Genomic DNA, 17,019 nt, shown 5'->3' with positions numbered 1-17,019 from the left:
GCATTCAATTATTATCCAATAAGAAGCTTATGAAAACCTACCTGGTATTAATAGTATTGTCAATCTTAGTTTTAGGTTGTAGCGATGATGATCCTGTTTTTGTAGAGGAAGGAGGTGAATTAACTTTGCAAAAAGTGGCTACCGATAGCAGCAATATTGCTGTTTGGATTCCTAGGGAATCTTTAACTTCCAGGAATATGGAATCCATGGGATATGGAGCAGTTATAAATCCAAATTCTGACAAACTATTCATATTTCTGGATGGTGGTGGAGCTTGCTTCAATGGAATTACTTGCAATTTTAACCTTGATCGCTTTTCTGAAGAGGATTTTTACGAAAGGCTAGCTTCGGAACAATCATTATTACTCAATCGGGAGTCCGATGAAAATCAATTTAAGGACTGGAATGTCATTTTTGTGCCTTACGCAACTGGCGATGTCCATGTGGGTACAAATCCCTCTGCAGATGTTCCCAATAACGGTCCAAGCGATCAAGCCATGGTAGGCGCTAACAACTTCAGTGTTATACTCAGTGACTTGAACGAATATTTTACTAGCAATGGAGGTCTTTCAGAAGTTGTTTTTGCAGGATCAAGCGCAGGTGGATTTGGGGTGATGCCTAATTATTTTCAGCTTAAAACCAGTCTTGCTAATAATGTTCCTACGACAGCCATCATTGATGCCGGACAAATTTTTAGGGATGAAAGCTTGCTGACCCCATGTTTGGTGGAGCAGTGGGAATCCCTATGGAATATATCAGCGTCTTTGCCTGCAGATTTGAATACAATTGTTCAACAAACCTATAGTTACGATATCCAAAAAGTTTACGAATATTCCTCTCTAAAGTATCCGGAAGATAATTTTGGTTTCTTGAGCTATTACGAAGACGGCACTAATACAGTTTTCTATAGCTTTGGACAACAAAATTGTAATTACCCACCACAAACTCTTGTAAGTGGTGCAGCATTCAAAAGTGGCTTGCTGGATTTGAAATCTGAGGTGCTAGACAATCTTGACAACTGGAAAGTCTTCTATAAAACAGGAACGTCCCATACATTTCTTGGAGATGCTAACCTCTCACAAAGCATAAATGGTACTTCACTTAACCAGTGGTTACTTCAATTGAGACAAGGAGAAGTTGAAGATTTATTTGAATAGGCTCTAAAGTTTATTCATTATTACAATCTCATCTATTTGCTTCTCGTTTAAGCGATCTAAAATATTTGGTTGGCTTATGGAAAATTATAAGGAGTCTTTATATCTAAAATGGCCTCGAGATATTAGATATGAGTTTAATTTTCAGTTAAACTTTTACGTTTTTAACATTCAGAAGTTTTCGACTTAGCTTTTAAACGCTATTTACTATACTGGATGTTTTGCACATTATTTTTTAAGTTACTTTTTGAGAAAAGCGCATTTCAATAATATGATTATTAGAATCAAAATAGATTATTAGTAAAGAATTTCCCCAAATCCAAACTTCCCTTTTGTCTTTGGTTTCTATTTTAAAAATGCTTTCTACTTTTTCTCGATCATCTCTAATTTCAAGTCCATTGATGTCAATTCCTTTCTCAGTTATATAAGCATCTGAGAGATAGCATAAGCCGGCGATTATTTGATTCTCTGAAAACATTAGCCTAAAATCATCGCATCCAAATTCTGCAATTATTTCAGGCCCACCCATTTTTTCTATATCTGGTTTTCCAAGAGTCTCAATGTATCTGTCGTACTCAAATTTGTCATTAGTTGGGATACCATTCAATTCAAATTCTATTTTCAGAAAAAAGTTAATTGTATCATTTGATTCATTCTTTAAGGGTTCTTGAGCAAAACCTGAAAAAGAAAAAATAAACAGAAACAAAAATATTTTAATTGTCATATTAATCAAATGATACACAAAAATTTATATCCTCAAAAATAGATAACTTTTTGGTATAAAATCAATTCTATTCACCTGAAGTATACACCTGCCCCCGATGAGGTTTAAGGCGGTCGCGGATAGCTTTCATGTCTTTTTCATCCACAATCATAAAGGCGATGTGCTGGAAGTCTGCTAGTTTTTCTACGCCGGTTTTATAATCAAACTCAGGGTTCATTTGTATAAAATCCTTCAGATGGATTTCGTGATGTTCCGCGGTTTTTTCGGCATTGGGGCCTTTAAAGTCCCAAATCAGTTTGAGTTGTCTGTTCATGAATACATTATAAATTTATTCAGCTAGAGTTTTTAAAAGTGACCTTACATTTTCAACGCTGTTAACGTAATATTTGGCCTTAGTTTTCCTTACTCCCACTTTTATGGTGTGCGCTTTTTCCGGGAGTTCTTCAAACATAAACTCATCGGTCCAGTCATCGCCGATGGCAAAAATGTGTTCCGCAGGAAAATGGTCTGCTAGATTCGAAGCGGCTCGGCCCTTGTTCACTTTACTGCTTTTGATCTCCAGCACTTTGTTGCCTTCAAGCAAAGTCAAATCAGTATTAGAAATAAAGCTGGTGAGTACGGTTCGGATCTCTACCAATCGTTTTTGAGCCAGTTCCAAATCGGTGTTTCGGTAATGCCAGGCCAGAGAATATTTTTTCTTCTCAATAAGAGTTCCCGGCGTTCGATCTACGAAGGTTTCCAAAACAGGTAGGACGTCTTCCATCCAGTCGGTTTTGAGACGTTCTATCATCTTCCAATCTTCGTTTTCAAGACGCATCGACACGCCATGATCCGATACCAAAGTGTATGGCGTATGTCCAAACCACTCATTTAGGGTTTTCTTGTCACGACCGCTGATGATCACAATTTTAAGCGAGTCAATCGCGTTGAGCTTTTCCAGAATAGCATACAATTCCTGATCTGGTTTGGCGTTTTCGGGCTGCTTGGTAAAATTTACTAAAGTTCCATCGTAGTCTAAAAACAAAAGTTTCTTTTCCTTGGATTTGATTTTAGCTTTAAAAGTATCAATATCTGAATTCTCCACCTTTTTGGCTTCGATGATCTGATAAACTTTATGAACCTGGTTGAGTGAATTCATAAATTCATTGGCCCATTTTTTAACGCTATATCTGGAAACACGCTTTTGTAGAGCCTGCATTCTTTGTTGCTGCTCAGGCTTAGGCATTTCTAGCGCCTGCTTGATGCTATCTGCAATTTCTTCGTTATTGAAGGGGTTGATGAGTAAAGCTTCATTCAATTCTTTGGAAGCACCTGTCATTTCACTAAGGATCAACACGCCGTCCTCACGAGTGCGTGTGGCGATATATTCTTTAGCGACCAAGTTCATACCATCCCTTACGGGTGTAATCAGTGCTACATCCGACGAGGTATAAAGATCAATTAGATTTTGAAATGGAAGTGCTCTGTAAAAATACCAGATTGGCGTCCAGCTCACGGTAGAAAATTCACCATTGATGCGTCCTACAAGCTCGTCGGTTTCTTGTTTCAATTTTTGATACTGAGGTACCTGCGATCGAGAAGGCACAGCCAGCATGATTAATCGAATTTTTTCCTGAAATTGAGGATATTTTTTTAAAAAATATTCAAAGGCTTTGATCCGGTTAGGAATTCCTTTGGTGTAATCCATCCTGTCGATGGAAAGAATCATTTTGACGCCGTCTTCTTTCTGAAGGTGCTGGTCGAGACGTTTTTGAATTTCAGATTTTTCATCTTCATTCATTTTGTCATGATCTAGAGCGGCTTGCTCAAATTTTTCATAGTCAATCCCCATGGGGAAAGAATCAACTTTTATGATACGATTGTTGTAAGTGACTTTATTGAAATTCACCTCCAGACTCAAAATCCGTTTGACCGAACTTAAAAAGTGACGTTCATAATCGTAAGTATGAAAACCGATAAGATCTGCGCCAAGCATGCCTTCCAGAAGTTCTTTACGTTTGGGGAAGGTTCTGAAAATCTCATAGGAAGGGAATGGAATGTGATTAAAAAAACCAATTGAAATATTTGGTTTCTTGGCTTTGACCATCGCCGGGACCAGTAATAATTGATAATCCTGAACCCAAACCTTGTCACCATCTACCGCGTGTTCTAGGACTTTATCTGCAAATTTTTGGTTAACGCTTCTGTAGACTTCCCAGGATTCCGTGTTGTATTCGGTATATTCTATAAAGTAGTGAAATAAAGGCCATAAGGCACGATTGCTAAAACCATAATAATATAAGTCTAAATCCTTTTGCGTCAAATTTACAGCCACACATTGTTCTTTGGTGACAGCATCATTGACTTTGGCTTCCAGCTCTGGATTCAATTCTTCGCTGGTTAATCCACTCCAGCCGATCCAGATTCCATTTCCATCTTTGTGTACGGTTTTGAGCCCTGTTGCCAGTCCACCAACACTGGGGGTGACTTCGAGCTCATCGTCATTAATGCTTACTTGCAGTGGTAGTCGGTTCGAAACAATTATCGTTTTATTCATCTCAAAAAAGTTCTTTTGGTTGAATTATTTCACTTATTTTTATAAAAATAAGATTTTAATCTCTCATAGAAGGGCTAATTTTAAGGGGCTTACTCTTAAATTTAGGATGACAATAAAATCAACCCCTTATTTTAATAAGGGGAGATCGATAATTTGCTTTAATAAACTTTATATATGAATAACTTTAATTACGGTATTATAGGAAATTGTAGAACGGCTGCTTTAGTTTCTGAAACAGGTTCATTGGATTGGTGTTGTTTGCCAGAATTTGATTCAGCTTCAGTATTCGCTAAATTGCTTGATGATGAAAAAGGGGGACACTTTGCCTTTAATGTTGAGGATTCCTATACAATTTCCCAGACTTACGTTGAAAATACCTGTATTCTAAAAACTGAATTTACTTCTGAAGATGCCTCTTTTGAGGTGTATGATTTTTTGCCGAGGTATAAAAAAAATGATAAAACTTATCACGCTCCTCCCGAAGTCATAAGATATTTAAAAGTTACTAAGGGAGAACCGAAACTTAAAGTAGATTACTCTCCAAAATTGGAATATGCTTTAGGCAATACAGAAATTTATATCAAAAAGGATTTCATTGTTGCTCTCACAGAAGCTGATGAATTTGATACCTTATTTTTATATACGTCACTCTCAAAAGAAGCGGTAGCAAATTCAGAAGAAATAAAACTTACGAAAGATGCTTTTTTTCTGATGTCTTATAACGAAAAGATTGATTTGCCAAGTATGGATTCTATCCATATGGATTTTAAAAATACATTGGCGTATTGGATTAACTGGACGGATAATACTCCACGTTTTGAAAAATATAACGATATGATTTTGAGAAGTGCCATGACACTCAAATTATTGAGTTATGATAAAACAGGTGCTATTCTAGCTGCTGCTACCACTTCCTTGCCAGAAACTATTGGAGAAGTAAGGAATTGGGATTATAGATTTTGCTGGATAAGGGACGCCTCAATGGTGGTGAGAGTGATTTCTCAACTCGGTCATACAAGAATGACAAAGCGCTATCTTCAGTTTATCATTGATTTGATTCCAGATAAAAATGAGAAGCTTCAAATCATGTATGGGATCAATAAAGAGAAGGAACTCACTGAGAAGATTTTGACTCACCTTTCCGGATACAAAGATTCAAAGCCGGTGAGAACTGGAAATGCGGCGTATGCACAAAAGCAAAATGATATTTATGGAATTCTGGTGGACGTAATACATCAGGAATTGGTGAAATTTAAAAATGATACCGATAATAAGGAAGAATTGTGGACCATAACCAAAGGTATCGCCTGGGTAGTTGGAAAGCACTGGCAAGAACCAGATAAAGGGATTTGGGAATTTAGGACTGAAGATCGTCACTTTACCTTTTCCAAAGTACTGTGTTGGGTAGCTATTAATAGAGCTATAAAAATTTCAGAATTATTCAATAAAACTTCTAAGCTCGAGCGATGGAAAACTTTGGAACAAGCGATCAAAAACGATATTTTAGAAAACGCCTGGAATGAAGAAATGCAAGCTTTTACTCAATCTTATGGTTCCAAAGACTTGGACGCCTCCGTATTATTGATGGAGTCTTATGGTTTTATTGATGCTAAAGACCCTAAATTCATCAGCACGGTAAAAGCCATCGGCAAAGATTTGACCAATGACGGACTTTTGTACCGCTACAAAAATAAAGATGATTTTGGTTTGCCAAGTTCGTCGTTTACGATCTGTACTTTCTGGTACATCAACAGTTTGAACAAAATAGGGGAAGTGGAAGAGGCGAGAAGTCAATTTGAGCGATTGATTGGTTTTTCCAATCATTTAGGCTTAATGAGTGAAGATATCGATTTTGAAACCAAGCGCTTGTTGGGTAACTTCCCACAGGCTTATTCTCATTTGGCTTTAATAGAAACGGCAATCAATTTGTCTAAATCAAACTAAAATCTTGTAAACAGGAGGTTTAAAAAAGTCATCATTTTTTTTGGCCTGTGAGTTATTAGGTTTCGAATTTGACTCTTAACAAATAGTTTCAATGTTTCAAAATCCTTTAAGTAACTTTGCATTTTTAAAATAAAATCCATGTTTCAAAATACTAAAGACAGCAAAACTAAATTATCAGAGCTAGGAGAATTTGGTTTAATAGATCACCTAACTCAGTTTTTTAAAGTGAAACACACCTCGACTATAAAAAGCATAGGTGATGATGCTGCAGTATTGAATCACGATGAACATACTGTTGTCACCACAGATCTTTTGGTAGAAGGTGTTCATTTCGATCTGGCCTATATGCCGCTAAAACATTTAGGGTACAAGGCTGTGATGGTCAATTTGTCTGATGTATACGCTATGAATGCTGAAGCTCAGCAAATCACAGTATCCATCGCTTGCTCCAACAGATTTACGGTGGAAGCTTTGGAAGAGTTGTACAGTGGAATTACAGCTGCAGCAGATTTATATAATGTTGATGTGGTTGGTGGTGACACGACTTCAGCAATTAAAGGTTTAACGATAAGCATAACCGCGATAGGACAGGCAAAATCTGAAGATATTACTTACAGAAGTGGAGCCAAGCCAAATGATTTATTGGTGGTTTCAGGAGATTTGGGCGGTGCTTTTTTGGGTCTAAAAGTCTTGCAGAGAGAAAATGAAGTTTTTAAAGTGAATCCTAATGCTCAACCCGATCTCGAAAAATACACTTACATTGTAGAACGCCAATTGAAACCAGAAGCCAGAAAAGATATTGTAGAATTGCTGAAGGCTTTGGAAGTAAAACCAACGTCAATGATCGATATCAGCGATGGATTATCTTCAGAATTGATGCATTTATGCAAGCATTCTAAGGTGGGTGCCAATTTATTTGAAGATAAATTACCTTTGGATCCATTGTGTATATCGACTTGTGAAGAGTTTGAGTTGGACTCTACCACCGTAGTTTTGAACGGAGGTGAAGACTATGAACTTTTATTTACAATCGATCAATCTGACTTTGAAAAAATAAAAGCAAATCCCAATCTTACTGTCATTGGACATATGGCAGAACAGAGTGAAGGCATTCATTTAATTTCAAGGATGAATACAAAAATTCCTATCAAAGCCAGAGGTTGGAATGGTATGGAAGAGGAAGATTAATCAAAACTCGCTATTATGAATACAAAAGTATACTCTACAAAATCTAAAGTTCAACTGATGGGAATTAAAAATCTTCTTGATTCTGAAGGAATTGAATGTTTTGAACTTGATAATTCTGATTCTTCTTATGCTGGTCTTTTTGGTCATTATGAACTTTTAGTGAAAGAGAGTGATGAAAAAAAAGCAAAAGAATTTATCAGTAAATTCCAATCTGAGAATTAGCAGTTCTCAGATGATGTAAATTGGTTAATGTTATTTGAAAACCAAATGCATGCAGAGAATAATATCTAAATTTAGAAAAAATTAATTATGATTAGACATGCAACGGCAGTTTGGAAAGGAAATGTAAAAGATGGTGAGGGGTCAATTTCATCGCAGAGTGGAATATTGAATCAAACTCCATATTCATTTAAATCTCGGTTTGAAGAAGGAAAAGGCACCAATCCAGAAGAGTTGATTGCCGCTGCTCACGCCGGTTGTTTTTCTATGCAATTATCTGCTTTTCTGACTGAAGAGGGATTTCAGCCGGAAAGTTTAGAGACTAGAGGAGAAGTAACTTTGAAGAACGGAAATGTCACGAAATCTCACCTCATTTTGAAAGCTAAAATTAATAAAATAGATCAAAGTAAATTTGATGAGCTTGTAGATAAAGCAAAAAAGAATTGCCCTATCTCAAAATTGTTGGACACAGAAATATCTGTAGAGTCCACATTAAATTAAATCAAGTTATAAGATTCATAAGTAAGCTGTTGTATATTCAACAGCATTTTTATTTGTAAACTATCATAAAGATATCAGGCATTCGTCCAAAGTATATAATCGAATGCTCCCTTAGTGAAATATCAATATATTTGTAAAAAAATAAATTAAAGCATGCTTGGAGCAGTACTTTTAGGATTTTTATTTTCTTTATTTCTTGTTTTCGCAGGATCTTATTTTAGGGGTAAACTTGCTGTTCTATCATCTTTAGTCCCACTAAGTCTTTTTATATATTTTCTTACATTTCTACCTGAGATTGCAGATGGTAAGGTTATCTATGAAAACTATGAATGGATACCAAGTTTTGGTGTCAACTTAAGTTTTACGCTAGATGGTCTAGCACTTCTATTTGCTCTAATGATTACCGGTGTAGGTTCACTGGTATTTCTTTACACATCGGCTTACCTAAAAGACCATAAATACTTGGATCGTTTTTACGGCTATTTGAGCATGTTTATGGCGGCGATGTTGGGATTAGTCCTTTCGGACAACATTATGTCACTATTTATCTTCTGGGAGTTAACTAGTATTTCTTCATTTTATTTAATTGGTTTCAACAATGATAAAGCCGACTCCAGGAAATCTGCACTTACAGCTCTGGGTATTACTGGTATTGGCGGTTTATTACTTTTAGGTGGTGCTGTCTTGCTCGGAGAGGTTGCAGGAACTTACCGTATTTCTGAAATGGTCATGATGAGAGATGTAATTACGGACAGCTCCCATTATTTGCTTATTTTACTTTTGATCTTTGGGGCAGCTTTTACAAAATCGGCTCAGTTTCCATTTCATTTTTGGTTGCCTGGAGCTATGAAAGCACCAACGCCAGTTTCGACTTATTTGCACTCTGCAACGATGGTAAAGGCTGGAGTTTACCTTCTTTTTAGAATGACTCCTATCTTGAATGGAGACGAAATCTGGCATACGATTTTGATTGTTGTTGGCGCCGTCACCATGGTATATTCTGCAATTCACATTATTTTTAGAACAGACCTGAAAGGAATATTGGCCTATTCCACGATTTCAGCTTTAGGAATTTTAGTGTTTTTGATAGGAATTGGTACTCAGGCTGCCCTTGTCGCTGCAGCCGTTTTTATTGTAGTGCATGCCTTATATAAAGCTTCATTATTCCTTATTACCGGAATTATTGATCATGAAACAGGGACTCGAGATGTGACCCAGTTATCAGGATTGAGAAAAGTTTTACTTCCTGTAGCTATAGCTGGTTTTATCGCTGCACTTATAAGTGGTGGTGTTCCACCAACACTTGGCTTCGTAGGAAAGGATTTGATTTATGAAGCGACATTGCATTTTAAAGACGCTGCAATATTTCTTACAGTTCTGGCTATACTTACCAAAATCTTATTGTTTTACGGAGGCTTTGTTGCTGGTGTAAAACCATTTATGGGTAAGCTTCCGCAGAAATTTGAGAAACTACATCTACCAAGTCCACTGATGTGGATGCCTCCACTTATCATGACTCTAGCCGGAATTGTGTTTGGTATTTTTCCAGGACTTATTGAAACAGCCTTTGCAAAGCCTATCGCAATGACACAGGTGATTGAGTTTGAAGAGTTTCACTTAAAACTATGGCACGGTTTCAATTCGGTTTTAGGGCTTAGTGCCATTACCATCACACTAGGAGCTATTCTTTACTTTACATTGAAACCAAAGCATAATCTAGAAAACGCAATTGCCAAATTAGATAAAATTGCTCCCAAAGATTTGACGTTGAAATTATCTGAAGGCTTCGCAGAATTTTCCCGATTGTGGACCAACTTTTTCCAGACTGGATACCTAAGACATTATATTTCTACAATTGTTCTGTTTTTAATTCTGCTCCTAGGATATCTTATTTTCTCTGATTTCTCTTTAAGTATTGATTATTCATCGCTTACGGAGCTTACAGTGTATGAAATATCTATTCTATTGATGCTACTCATGGGAGTTTTATACACTGTATTTACAAAATCAAGACTGGCCGCTGTTGCTGCGTTAGGTGTAGTTGGATTGTCTTTTAGTTTATTGTTTTTGTTTTATAGTGCTCCGGATTTGGCAATGACTCAATTTTCTGTAGATACGCTTACTGTTATTTTGTTTGTTTTGGTTCTTTACAAACTACCAAAGTATCTAAAACTTTCCGATACAGGGGTGAGAATAAAACATGGGGTCTTATCTATCAGCTTTGGGATATTAATCACCTTACTGATTTTAAAGGTTCTAAACGAACCTAAAAATACTGAAATCTCTGAATTCTACGCTGAAAATGCTTATACATTGGCCCATGGTAAAAATATTGTCAATGTCATTTTAGTCGATTTCAGAGGAATAGATACAATGATCGAGATATCTGTACTTATAGTTGCTGCATTGGGCGTATTTGGACTTTTAAAGCTTAGGTTGAAAACGAGAGATAAAAAATAATATGAGAACTATAATTTTAAAATCTGCTTCAAGCTACCTTTTGCCAGTATTATTGCTGTTTTCAGTTTTCATACTGTTAAGAGGTCACTATCTGCCAGGTGGAGGCTTTGTGGGTGGTTTAGTAGCTTCCATCGCTTTTGTATTGGATTCCTTTTCAAATGGACTAGACAAGACAAAATCAGTATTAAAAATCCATCCAGGTTTTTTGATGCCGTTTGGTTTAGCTATTGCTTTTTTGAGTGGAATATCCCCTATTTTATTTTCAGATTTACCCCTTATGACAGGTATTTGGGCAGAAGATCCAATTCCGGTGATCGGAGCGATAGGATCTGCATTATTTTTTGACCTTGGTGTTTACCTTGTTGTAATAGGCGCATCTTTGACTATTATTTTTACAATATCAGAATCCGTTTAAATGGAAATTATATTAGCAATTATTACCGGTGTTCTTTATGCTTCTGGCATTTATATGATTTTGCGCAGAAGTATGGTAAAGCTCATTTTGGGCATTATCCTGCTAGGTAATGGAGTAAATCTATTGATTTTCTTACTTGGCAGAATTACCAAAGGAGAACCTCCTATAATAGATTCAGCAAAAAAAGTTTTGGAAGGAGTCTATGCCGATCCAATTCCTCAGGCTTTGATTTTGACAGCGATAGTTATAAGTTTTGGTTTACAGGCTTTTGCAATTATCCTTGTAAAGCGAACTTACAAAGTTTTAAAAACTGACGATCTAGATCAACTTAACACAACAGACGAAGATTCATGACAAACGATATCATCATACTACCGCTTGTAGTTCACTTGTTTTTTAGTATTCTACTTATGTTTCTTTGGAATAAGATTAATCTCCAAAAAATAGTAAGTATTGTCGGTAATGCAGTAGCACTAGTGGTCGCCATCTGGGCATTTGTTTTTGTTTATAACAATGGTACTCATGTCGTGGAGTCAGGGAATTGGCCTGCGCCATTTGGGATAGTATTTGTCGGTGATATGTTAGCCGTTACACTAGTGCTTCTAACAGCGATTGCGGGCTTTGCAGTATCGATATTTTCTGCTATTTCTGTTATAAAGGCAAGATTAAGATTTGGCTATTTTAGCGTTTTTCATTTTTTATTATTAGGACTAAACGGTGCTTTTTTAACTGGTGACATCTTCAATCTATACGTCTGGTTCGAAATTATAATTATTAGCTCTTTTGTTTTAATCAGTATAGGTGGTGAGCGAAATCAGCTGGAAGGTGCTGTGAAGTATTTTGCGCTCAATTTCTTTGCTTCCATGATATTTTTGACAGCCTTGGGTGTGCTTTATGGATTGGTAGGGACATTGAATATGGCCGATATTTCACTTAAAATTGCTGAGGTTGAAAATACAACCCTTGTAGAAATAAGTGCCGTTTTGTTTTTAGTCGGATTCGGTATTAAATCAGCGATATTTCCTCTTTATTTTTGGCTTCCAGCCTCTTACCATACACCCCCTTCGGCGGTTTCAGCAATATTTGCAGGTTTGCTTACTAAAGTGGGTGTTTATGCACTTATCCGTGTTTTTACTTTGATTTATGCAGAGGATTCATTTTTAACTGTTTTATTGCTCACTATGGCAATCATGACCATCTTCAGTGGAGGTGTTGGAGCTATTATTCAAAATAATATTAAGAAGGTTTTCATGTACTTTATCATATGCCATATTGGTTTTATGATAGGGGGACTGGCTTTATTTACTGAAGTGGCCATGGCTGGTGTTATCTTTTATTTAATCCATGATATCATCATTAAAACCAATCTGTTCCTGATGGGTGGTTTAATTTACAGAATCAAAACCACTACAAACATGAAAAAGCTTGGTGGATTATATGCCAACTATCCAAAACTGAGTTTGTTGATGGCAATCCCGCTTTTCTCTTTGGTAGGAATACCACCACTGTCAGGTTACTGGCCTAAGATATCTCTTATCCTGGCGAGTTTCAATGCTGAAGAATACTGGCTCTTTGGAGCTTTAATTTTTGGAAGTTTAATTACTCTTATAGTCATTGCGAAATTATGGGCTGAAGTGTTTTGGAAAGATCAGCCGAAAATCAATTTTCCAAAGAAATTCATTTATTTCGACCAATTGCGATTAGGACAAAAGTTCACTTTTGTTTTTCCTGTAGCGTTTCTAACTTTTGTAACTTTATATATAGGTTTTGGTGCAGAGCACATTCAGCAGTTGTCACAAAGAATTGCAACTGAACTAATGAACAACGAAATGTACATCAACGCAGTTTTAAAACGATAACACTAGATGAAAACTAAATTTCTTTCAAATATATTGTTGACGCTGATCTGGATCTTCTTGACAGGTGAGTACAACTTCAATAATTTTCTGTTTGGGTTTGTGCTTAGTTTCATCATTTTATGGATTTTAAGCGGTGTTGAGGACAAGGGTTCCAAAAAGTACTTTAAGATAGTGCCGAGAATAGTGAGTTTCTTCTTCTTTTTTATTTGGGAGCTTACAAAAGCCAATATTCAGGTAGCGTATGAGGTGATCACTCCCAATTTCAATATGGAGCCTGGTATAGTAGCGCTGCCTCTGGATGCAAAAACTGATCTTGAAATCACATTGCTTGCCAATTTAATCACATTGACTCCGGGAACTCTTGCGCTGGACGTATCGACAGATCGCAGCGTACTGTATGTGCACGGAATGTATGTTATGAACAAGAAAGAATTTATAGCCGATATTAAACAAGGTTTCGAAAAACGCTTACTAGAAATACTACGATGAACGTACACGATTTTTTATATTACATCATACTACCCATACTATCAATCTCCTCATTACTTGTATTTGTGAGATTTTTCAAAGGGCCAAGTATTGTGGACAGAGTTGTGGCTTTAGATTTATTAATTACGATCAGCATAGGTATTATCGCTATTTATAGTATACTCAATGATAAGCCCACGTTTTTGGATATTTCTTTAGTCCTGGCGCTTATTGCCTTTTTAGGCACCGTTGCCTTTGCTTACTATTTGGAAAAACGAAACAAAAATGATTGATATTTTAATTTACATCACTTCAAGTTTAGGAGCTCTATTTGTTTTATTAGCGGCCATTGGTACATTAAGAATGCCAGATCAGTATCTAAGAATTTCTGTAAATACCAAAGCAGCCACCCTAGGAGTAGGTCTTCTACTCATTTCAGCAGCATTCTTTTTCTTGGAAACATCAGTCACCACCCGAGTATTGGCTGTGATTATATTTATTCTTATCACTGCACCTGTAGGTGCGCACCTTATAGGCAGGACTTCTTATTTTCTTGGCAACAAACTTTGGGGAAAATCCATTACAGATGATTTGAAAGATAAATACAATAAATCTACTCATGAGCTCAGGGGCCATGAAGAAAAGGATGAAAATGAAGAAGAATCTGAGCCAAAATCTTAAGTCTGAGTTTCCAAGTACACTGAAGCAAAAATTAATTCAACGTGCCACAGATGGATCTTTGAGGTCACTCAAAAAATCTAATTCAGATCTTATTGATTTCTCTTCCAATGATTATCTGGGATTTTCAAAAAATAAATTTATTTCTGATTTTGTTCTAGAAAAGCTTAATGCCTATTCCAATGAGCTTCATGGTGCAACTGGCTCTAGACTTCTCACTGGAAATTACGATATGATTGAAGACTTTGAGTCACATCTTTCACAGTATTACAATTCTGAAGCTTCCACGGTTTTCAATTCTGGGTACGATGCTAATCTGGGTCTGCTTTCTTCTATCGCTCAGCGACAAGATTTGATACTTTATGATGAATTAAGCCACGCATCTATTAGAGATGGCATTGCATTAAGTAAAGCCAAAGCCTATAAATTTCAACATAACAATCTAGAGGATTTAGAAGGCAAACTTGCCAAATTTCAAAACCAATTTGATACCATCTACGTCATTACTGAGCATGTCTTCTCGATGGATGGTGATAGTGCGGATGTAGAAGAGTTCATCGAGATTTGTGATCAATATGCAGCATATCTGATACTGGATGAAGCGCATTCTATAGGCACAATTTCTAAAAAAGGTCTTGTGTCCTATAGTCAGGAAATATTTGCTAGAATTATCACCTTTGGAAAATCGTTTGGTTCACACGGCGCAGCCATTTTAGGATCTGCTGACTTGAAAGCCTATCTCGTTAATTATGCAAAAAGCTTTATTTACACTACCGCACCAAGTGTAGAAACTACAGCCAGAAATTGGGGCGGACATCTTTATTTTGAATCCAGTTTTAAAGACTTTGATGCTTTAAGACAAAACATTAGTCATTTTCGAGATCAGTTAGGGATAAGTAATCTGACAGGTTTTTTTATTGACAGTCAGTCGGCGATTCAATCTTGCGTCATAGGAGGAAATGAAAAGGTAAAGTCGATTTCAAATCAACTTCAGCAGGATGGATACGATGTCAGACCCATTTTGTCACCTACAGTGCCTAAAGGGAAAGAAAGGTTGAGGTTTTGTTTGCATAGCTTTAATACAAAACAGGAAATTTCAAAAGCTTTGTTTAAATTATCAGAACTAATTAATTAATATGAAATCAGTTTTATTCCTTCTCGCTTTTATTTCAGGTTCAATTCTTATGGCTCAACAAGTTACAGGTGTGATTTTAGATGATAATAGTGAGCCACTCTCACAAGCTACGGTTTATTATGATGGTAGTACTGTTGGGACGCTTTCCAAAAAAGATGGAAGCTTTAGTATTGATTATAACCCGCAATTGAATCTAACACTTGTTATAAGATTTCTTGGATATAAAACTTATTATTTGGACAATCCCAAACCTGGTGAAGATTATAAAATCACTCTAAAACCTGAAGAGAATCGATTGGATGAAGTGGTTCTAGATGCTTCTCTTTTCTCTAGAGAAGAAATGCTGGAAGCTTTCAAACGTGACTTTTTAGGGAAAACTAAAGCTGGTAGAAAAGCAATAATCCAAAACGAAGAAGTGATTAAATTCTTTTACGACAAAAATGAGAAAAGTCTGTACGCATCCTCAAGACAACCTATTCAAATTTTAAATAAAGAATTAGGCTATAAAGTAGAGTTTGATTTAGTTGATTTTGTTTCAGAATTTTCAAAAGTGACTTTAGATACGGATTACCAAAAGACCAACTATTTTGGAGGAACATCTTTTTTTCAAAACAGCGCTGAGGAAACAAGAAGAGTCCAAAGAAAGCGCCTAAAAGCTTATTATGGATCATCGATGCACTTTTTTAAGAGCTTATGTGACGGAGATTTAAAGAGAAAACAATATCAGTTGTTTCATAAATCAAATTTAGTGAATGCATCAGATTTTTTTGAAGTTAAGAAGGTGAAGCGTAAAGTAAGAATTCCAGGATCACTTGAAGTGCAAACCTATGAGGATAGCTATCTTGTAACTTTAGTTGGAAATGATTTAGATGTGCTGAATAAAAACAATTCATCAACTGCTAATAAATTTCGAAAAAGCATAGCACTGCTTTACAAAGGAGACCGTTCTGATATAATTTTTAAAACTAAAGAGTTCTATGTTGATAGTTTTGGTAATCATACCAACATTAACGAAATTCTTTTTGACGGAGAAATGAGCAAAGGTAGAATGGGAGGAATGCTTCCTGTAAATTATCAACCAAATGACTAGTACTTACTTTATTACAGGAATAGGAACCGACGTTGGTAAAACCGTGGTTTCCGGTATCGTTACAGAAGCTTTACAAGCCGATTATTTTAAGCCAGTTCAAGCTGGCGATTTAGACTATTCTGATACACACAAAGTCAAAGCACTGGTAAGTAACTCTAAGTCGAGATTTTTCGAAAATGCTTATGCGTTGAATACACCCATGAGTCCACACGCTTCTGCAGATATTGATAATGTTGAAATAAAACTTGAAAACATCAAAAGACCAGAAACCGATAATAATCTGGTCATTGAAGGTGCAGGAGGACTTTTGGTACCGCTTAATGCAGAAGACTGTATCATTGACTTAGTAGAAAAGACTGATAAAATCATTTTGGTCTCCAGGCATTATTTGGGAAGTATCAACCATACTTTATTATCTGTAGAAGCTTTGAAAAGTCGTGGATTTTTTAATATCGGACTTATTTTTAGTGGAGATGAACACCCAACCACCGAGCAGATCATTTTGGAGAAAACCCAATTAACTTTTATTGGAAGAATTTCTGAAGAAGCAAACTTTTCGAAAGACGTGGTTCTAAAGTACGCTGAAAAACTTAAGTTGAATTTAGATAAGCTTTAAGTCGCCGAGATAAAATTCAGAAGAAATATTTA

18 protein-coding genes are annotated in these 17,019 nt (G+C 36.2%); 15 read left to right on the top strand and 3 right to left on the bottom strand.

Translation table 11 applies throughout. The annotated features are described in order from the left end of the window. Window positions 1-29: 29 nt before the first annotated feature. Entirely contained in the window at window positions 30-1,157 is a 1,128-nt protein-coding gene (locus tag LB452_RS01380; RefSeq protein ID WP_224459928.1) for a pectinacetylesterase family protein, read from the top strand. Window positions 1,158-1,389: 232 nt separating this feature from the next. On the opposite strand, the gene LB452_RS01375 is transcribed toward LB452_RS01380, so the two are convergent. From LB452_RS01375 to LB452_RS01365, 3 genes are all read right to left on the bottom strand, one after another. Further along, window positions 1,390-1,878: a hypothetical protein gene (locus LB452_RS01375; RefSeq protein WP_224459927.1), complete on the bottom strand. Its 489-nt coding sequence runs from the start codon at window positions 1,876-1,878 to the stop codon at window positions 1,390-1,392. 67 nt (window positions 1,879-1,945) lie between these two features. Further along, window positions 1,946-2,191, bottom strand: coding sequence for a hypothetical protein (locus LB452_RS01370; protein ID WP_224459926.1), 246 nt, complete (start codon window positions 2,189-2,191; stop codon window positions 1,946-1,948). 15 nt (window positions 2,192-2,206) lie between these two features. After that, entirely contained in the window at window positions 2,207-4,414 is a 2,208-nt protein-coding gene (locus tag LB452_RS01365; protein WP_224459925.1) for a bifunctional alpha,alpha-trehalose-phosphate synthase (UDP-forming)/trehalose-phosphatase, read from the bottom strand. 174 nt (window positions 4,415-4,588) lie between these two features. Here LB452_RS01365 and LB452_RS01360 point away from each other — a divergent pair, with 174 nt between their 5' ends. The 14 genes from LB452_RS01360 to bioD all read left to right on the top strand — a co-directional run bounded on the left by LB452_RS01360 (window position 4,589) and on the right by bioD (window position 16,987). Beyond that, window positions 4,589-6,358, top strand: a complete 1,770-nt coding sequence (locus LB452_RS01360; RefSeq protein WP_224459924.1) for a glycoside hydrolase family 15 protein — start codon at window positions 4,589-4,591, stop codon at window positions 6,356-6,358. Window positions 6,359-6,496: 138 nt separating this feature from the next. Next, window positions 6,497-7,546, top strand: a complete 1,050-nt coding sequence (thiL, locus tag LB452_RS01355; protein WP_224459923.1) for a thiamine-phosphate kinase — start codon at window positions 6,497-6,499, stop codon at window positions 7,544-7,546. Between the two features lie 15 nt (window positions 7,547-7,561). Continuing rightward, window positions 7,562-7,768 (top strand): putative signal transducing protein, encoded by a 207-nt coding sequence (locus LB452_RS01350; RefSeq protein ID WP_224459922.1) that lies wholly within the window; start codon window positions 7,562-7,564, stop codon window positions 7,766-7,768. An 87-nt stretch (window positions 7,769-7,855) separates the two neighbouring features. Then, window positions 7,856-8,266 (top strand): OsmC family protein, encoded by a 411-nt coding sequence (locus LB452_RS01345; protein WP_224459921.1) that lies wholly within the window; start codon window positions 7,856-7,858, stop codon window positions 8,264-8,266. Between the two features lie 153 nt (window positions 8,267-8,419). After that, window positions 8,420-10,726: a putative monovalent cation/H+ antiporter subunit A gene (locus LB452_RS01340; protein WP_224459920.1), complete on the top strand. Its 2,307-nt coding sequence runs from the start codon at window positions 8,420-8,422 to the stop codon at window positions 10,724-10,726. A 1-nt stretch (window position 10,727) separates the two neighbouring features. Beyond that, on the top strand, window positions 10,728-11,141 hold the full coding sequence (locus tag LB452_RS01335; protein WP_224459919.1) for a Na+/H+ antiporter subunit B: 414 nt from the start codon (window positions 10,728-10,730) through the stop codon (window positions 11,139-11,141). Then, the gene (locus tag LB452_RS01330; protein ID WP_224459918.1) at window positions 11,142-11,495 is read left to right on the top strand and encodes a Na+/H+ antiporter subunit C; all 354 of its coding nucleotides are present in this window, start codon (window positions 11,142-11,144) and stop codon (window positions 11,493-11,495) included. After that, window positions 11,492-13,000, top strand: a complete 1,509-nt coding sequence (locus tag LB452_RS01325) for a proton-conducting transporter transmembrane domain-containing protein (RefSeq protein WP_224459917.1) — start codon at window positions 11,492-11,494, stop codon at window positions 12,998-13,000. The genes LB452_RS01330 and LB452_RS01325 overlap by 4 nt, the downstream gene beginning before the upstream one ends. A 6-nt stretch (window positions 13,001-13,006) precedes the next feature. Then, window positions 13,007-13,489, top strand: coding sequence for a Na+/H+ antiporter subunit E (locus LB452_RS01320; RefSeq protein ID WP_224459916.1), 483 nt, complete (start codon window positions 13,007-13,009; stop codon window positions 13,487-13,489). Next, a complete protein-coding gene (locus LB452_RS01315) occupies window positions 13,486-13,761 on the top strand; it encodes a monovalent cation/H+ antiporter complex subunit F (protein ID WP_224459915.1) in 276 nt (91 codons plus the stop codon). Before LB452_RS01320 ends, LB452_RS01315 begins: the two co-directional genes overlap by 4 nt. Then, a complete protein-coding gene (gene mnhG, locus LB452_RS01310; RefSeq protein WP_224459914.1) occupies window positions 13,754-14,149 on the top strand; it encodes a monovalent cation/H(+) antiporter subunit G in 396 nt (131 codons plus the stop codon). Before LB452_RS01315 ends, mnhG begins: the two co-directional genes overlap by 8 nt. Next, a complete protein-coding gene (locus LB452_RS01305) occupies window positions 14,121-15,281 on the top strand; it encodes an aminotransferase class I/II-fold pyridoxal phosphate-dependent enzyme (protein ID WP_224459913.1) in 1,161 nt (386 codons plus the stop codon). Before mnhG ends, LB452_RS01305 begins: the two co-directional genes overlap by 29 nt. 1 nt (window position 15,282) lies before the next feature. Further along, a complete protein-coding gene (locus LB452_RS01300; RefSeq protein WP_224459912.1) occupies window positions 15,283-16,371 on the top strand; it encodes a carboxypeptidase-like regulatory domain-containing protein in 1,089 nt (362 codons plus the stop codon). Then, entirely contained in the window at window positions 16,364-16,987 is a 624-nt protein-coding gene (gene bioD / locus LB452_RS01295) for a dethiobiotin synthase (protein WP_224459911.1), read from the top strand. The genes LB452_RS01300 and bioD overlap by 8 nt, the downstream gene beginning before the upstream one ends. Window positions 16,988-17,019: the final 32 nt, after the last annotated feature.

Source organism: Psychroflexus longus (assembly GCF_020164595.1).
Taxonomy (GTDB): Bacteria; Bacteroidota; Bacteroidia; order Flavobacteriales; family Flavobacteriaceae; genus Psychroflexus; species Psychroflexus longus.
This window is presented reverse-complemented; position numbering and strand designations above follow the sequence as displayed.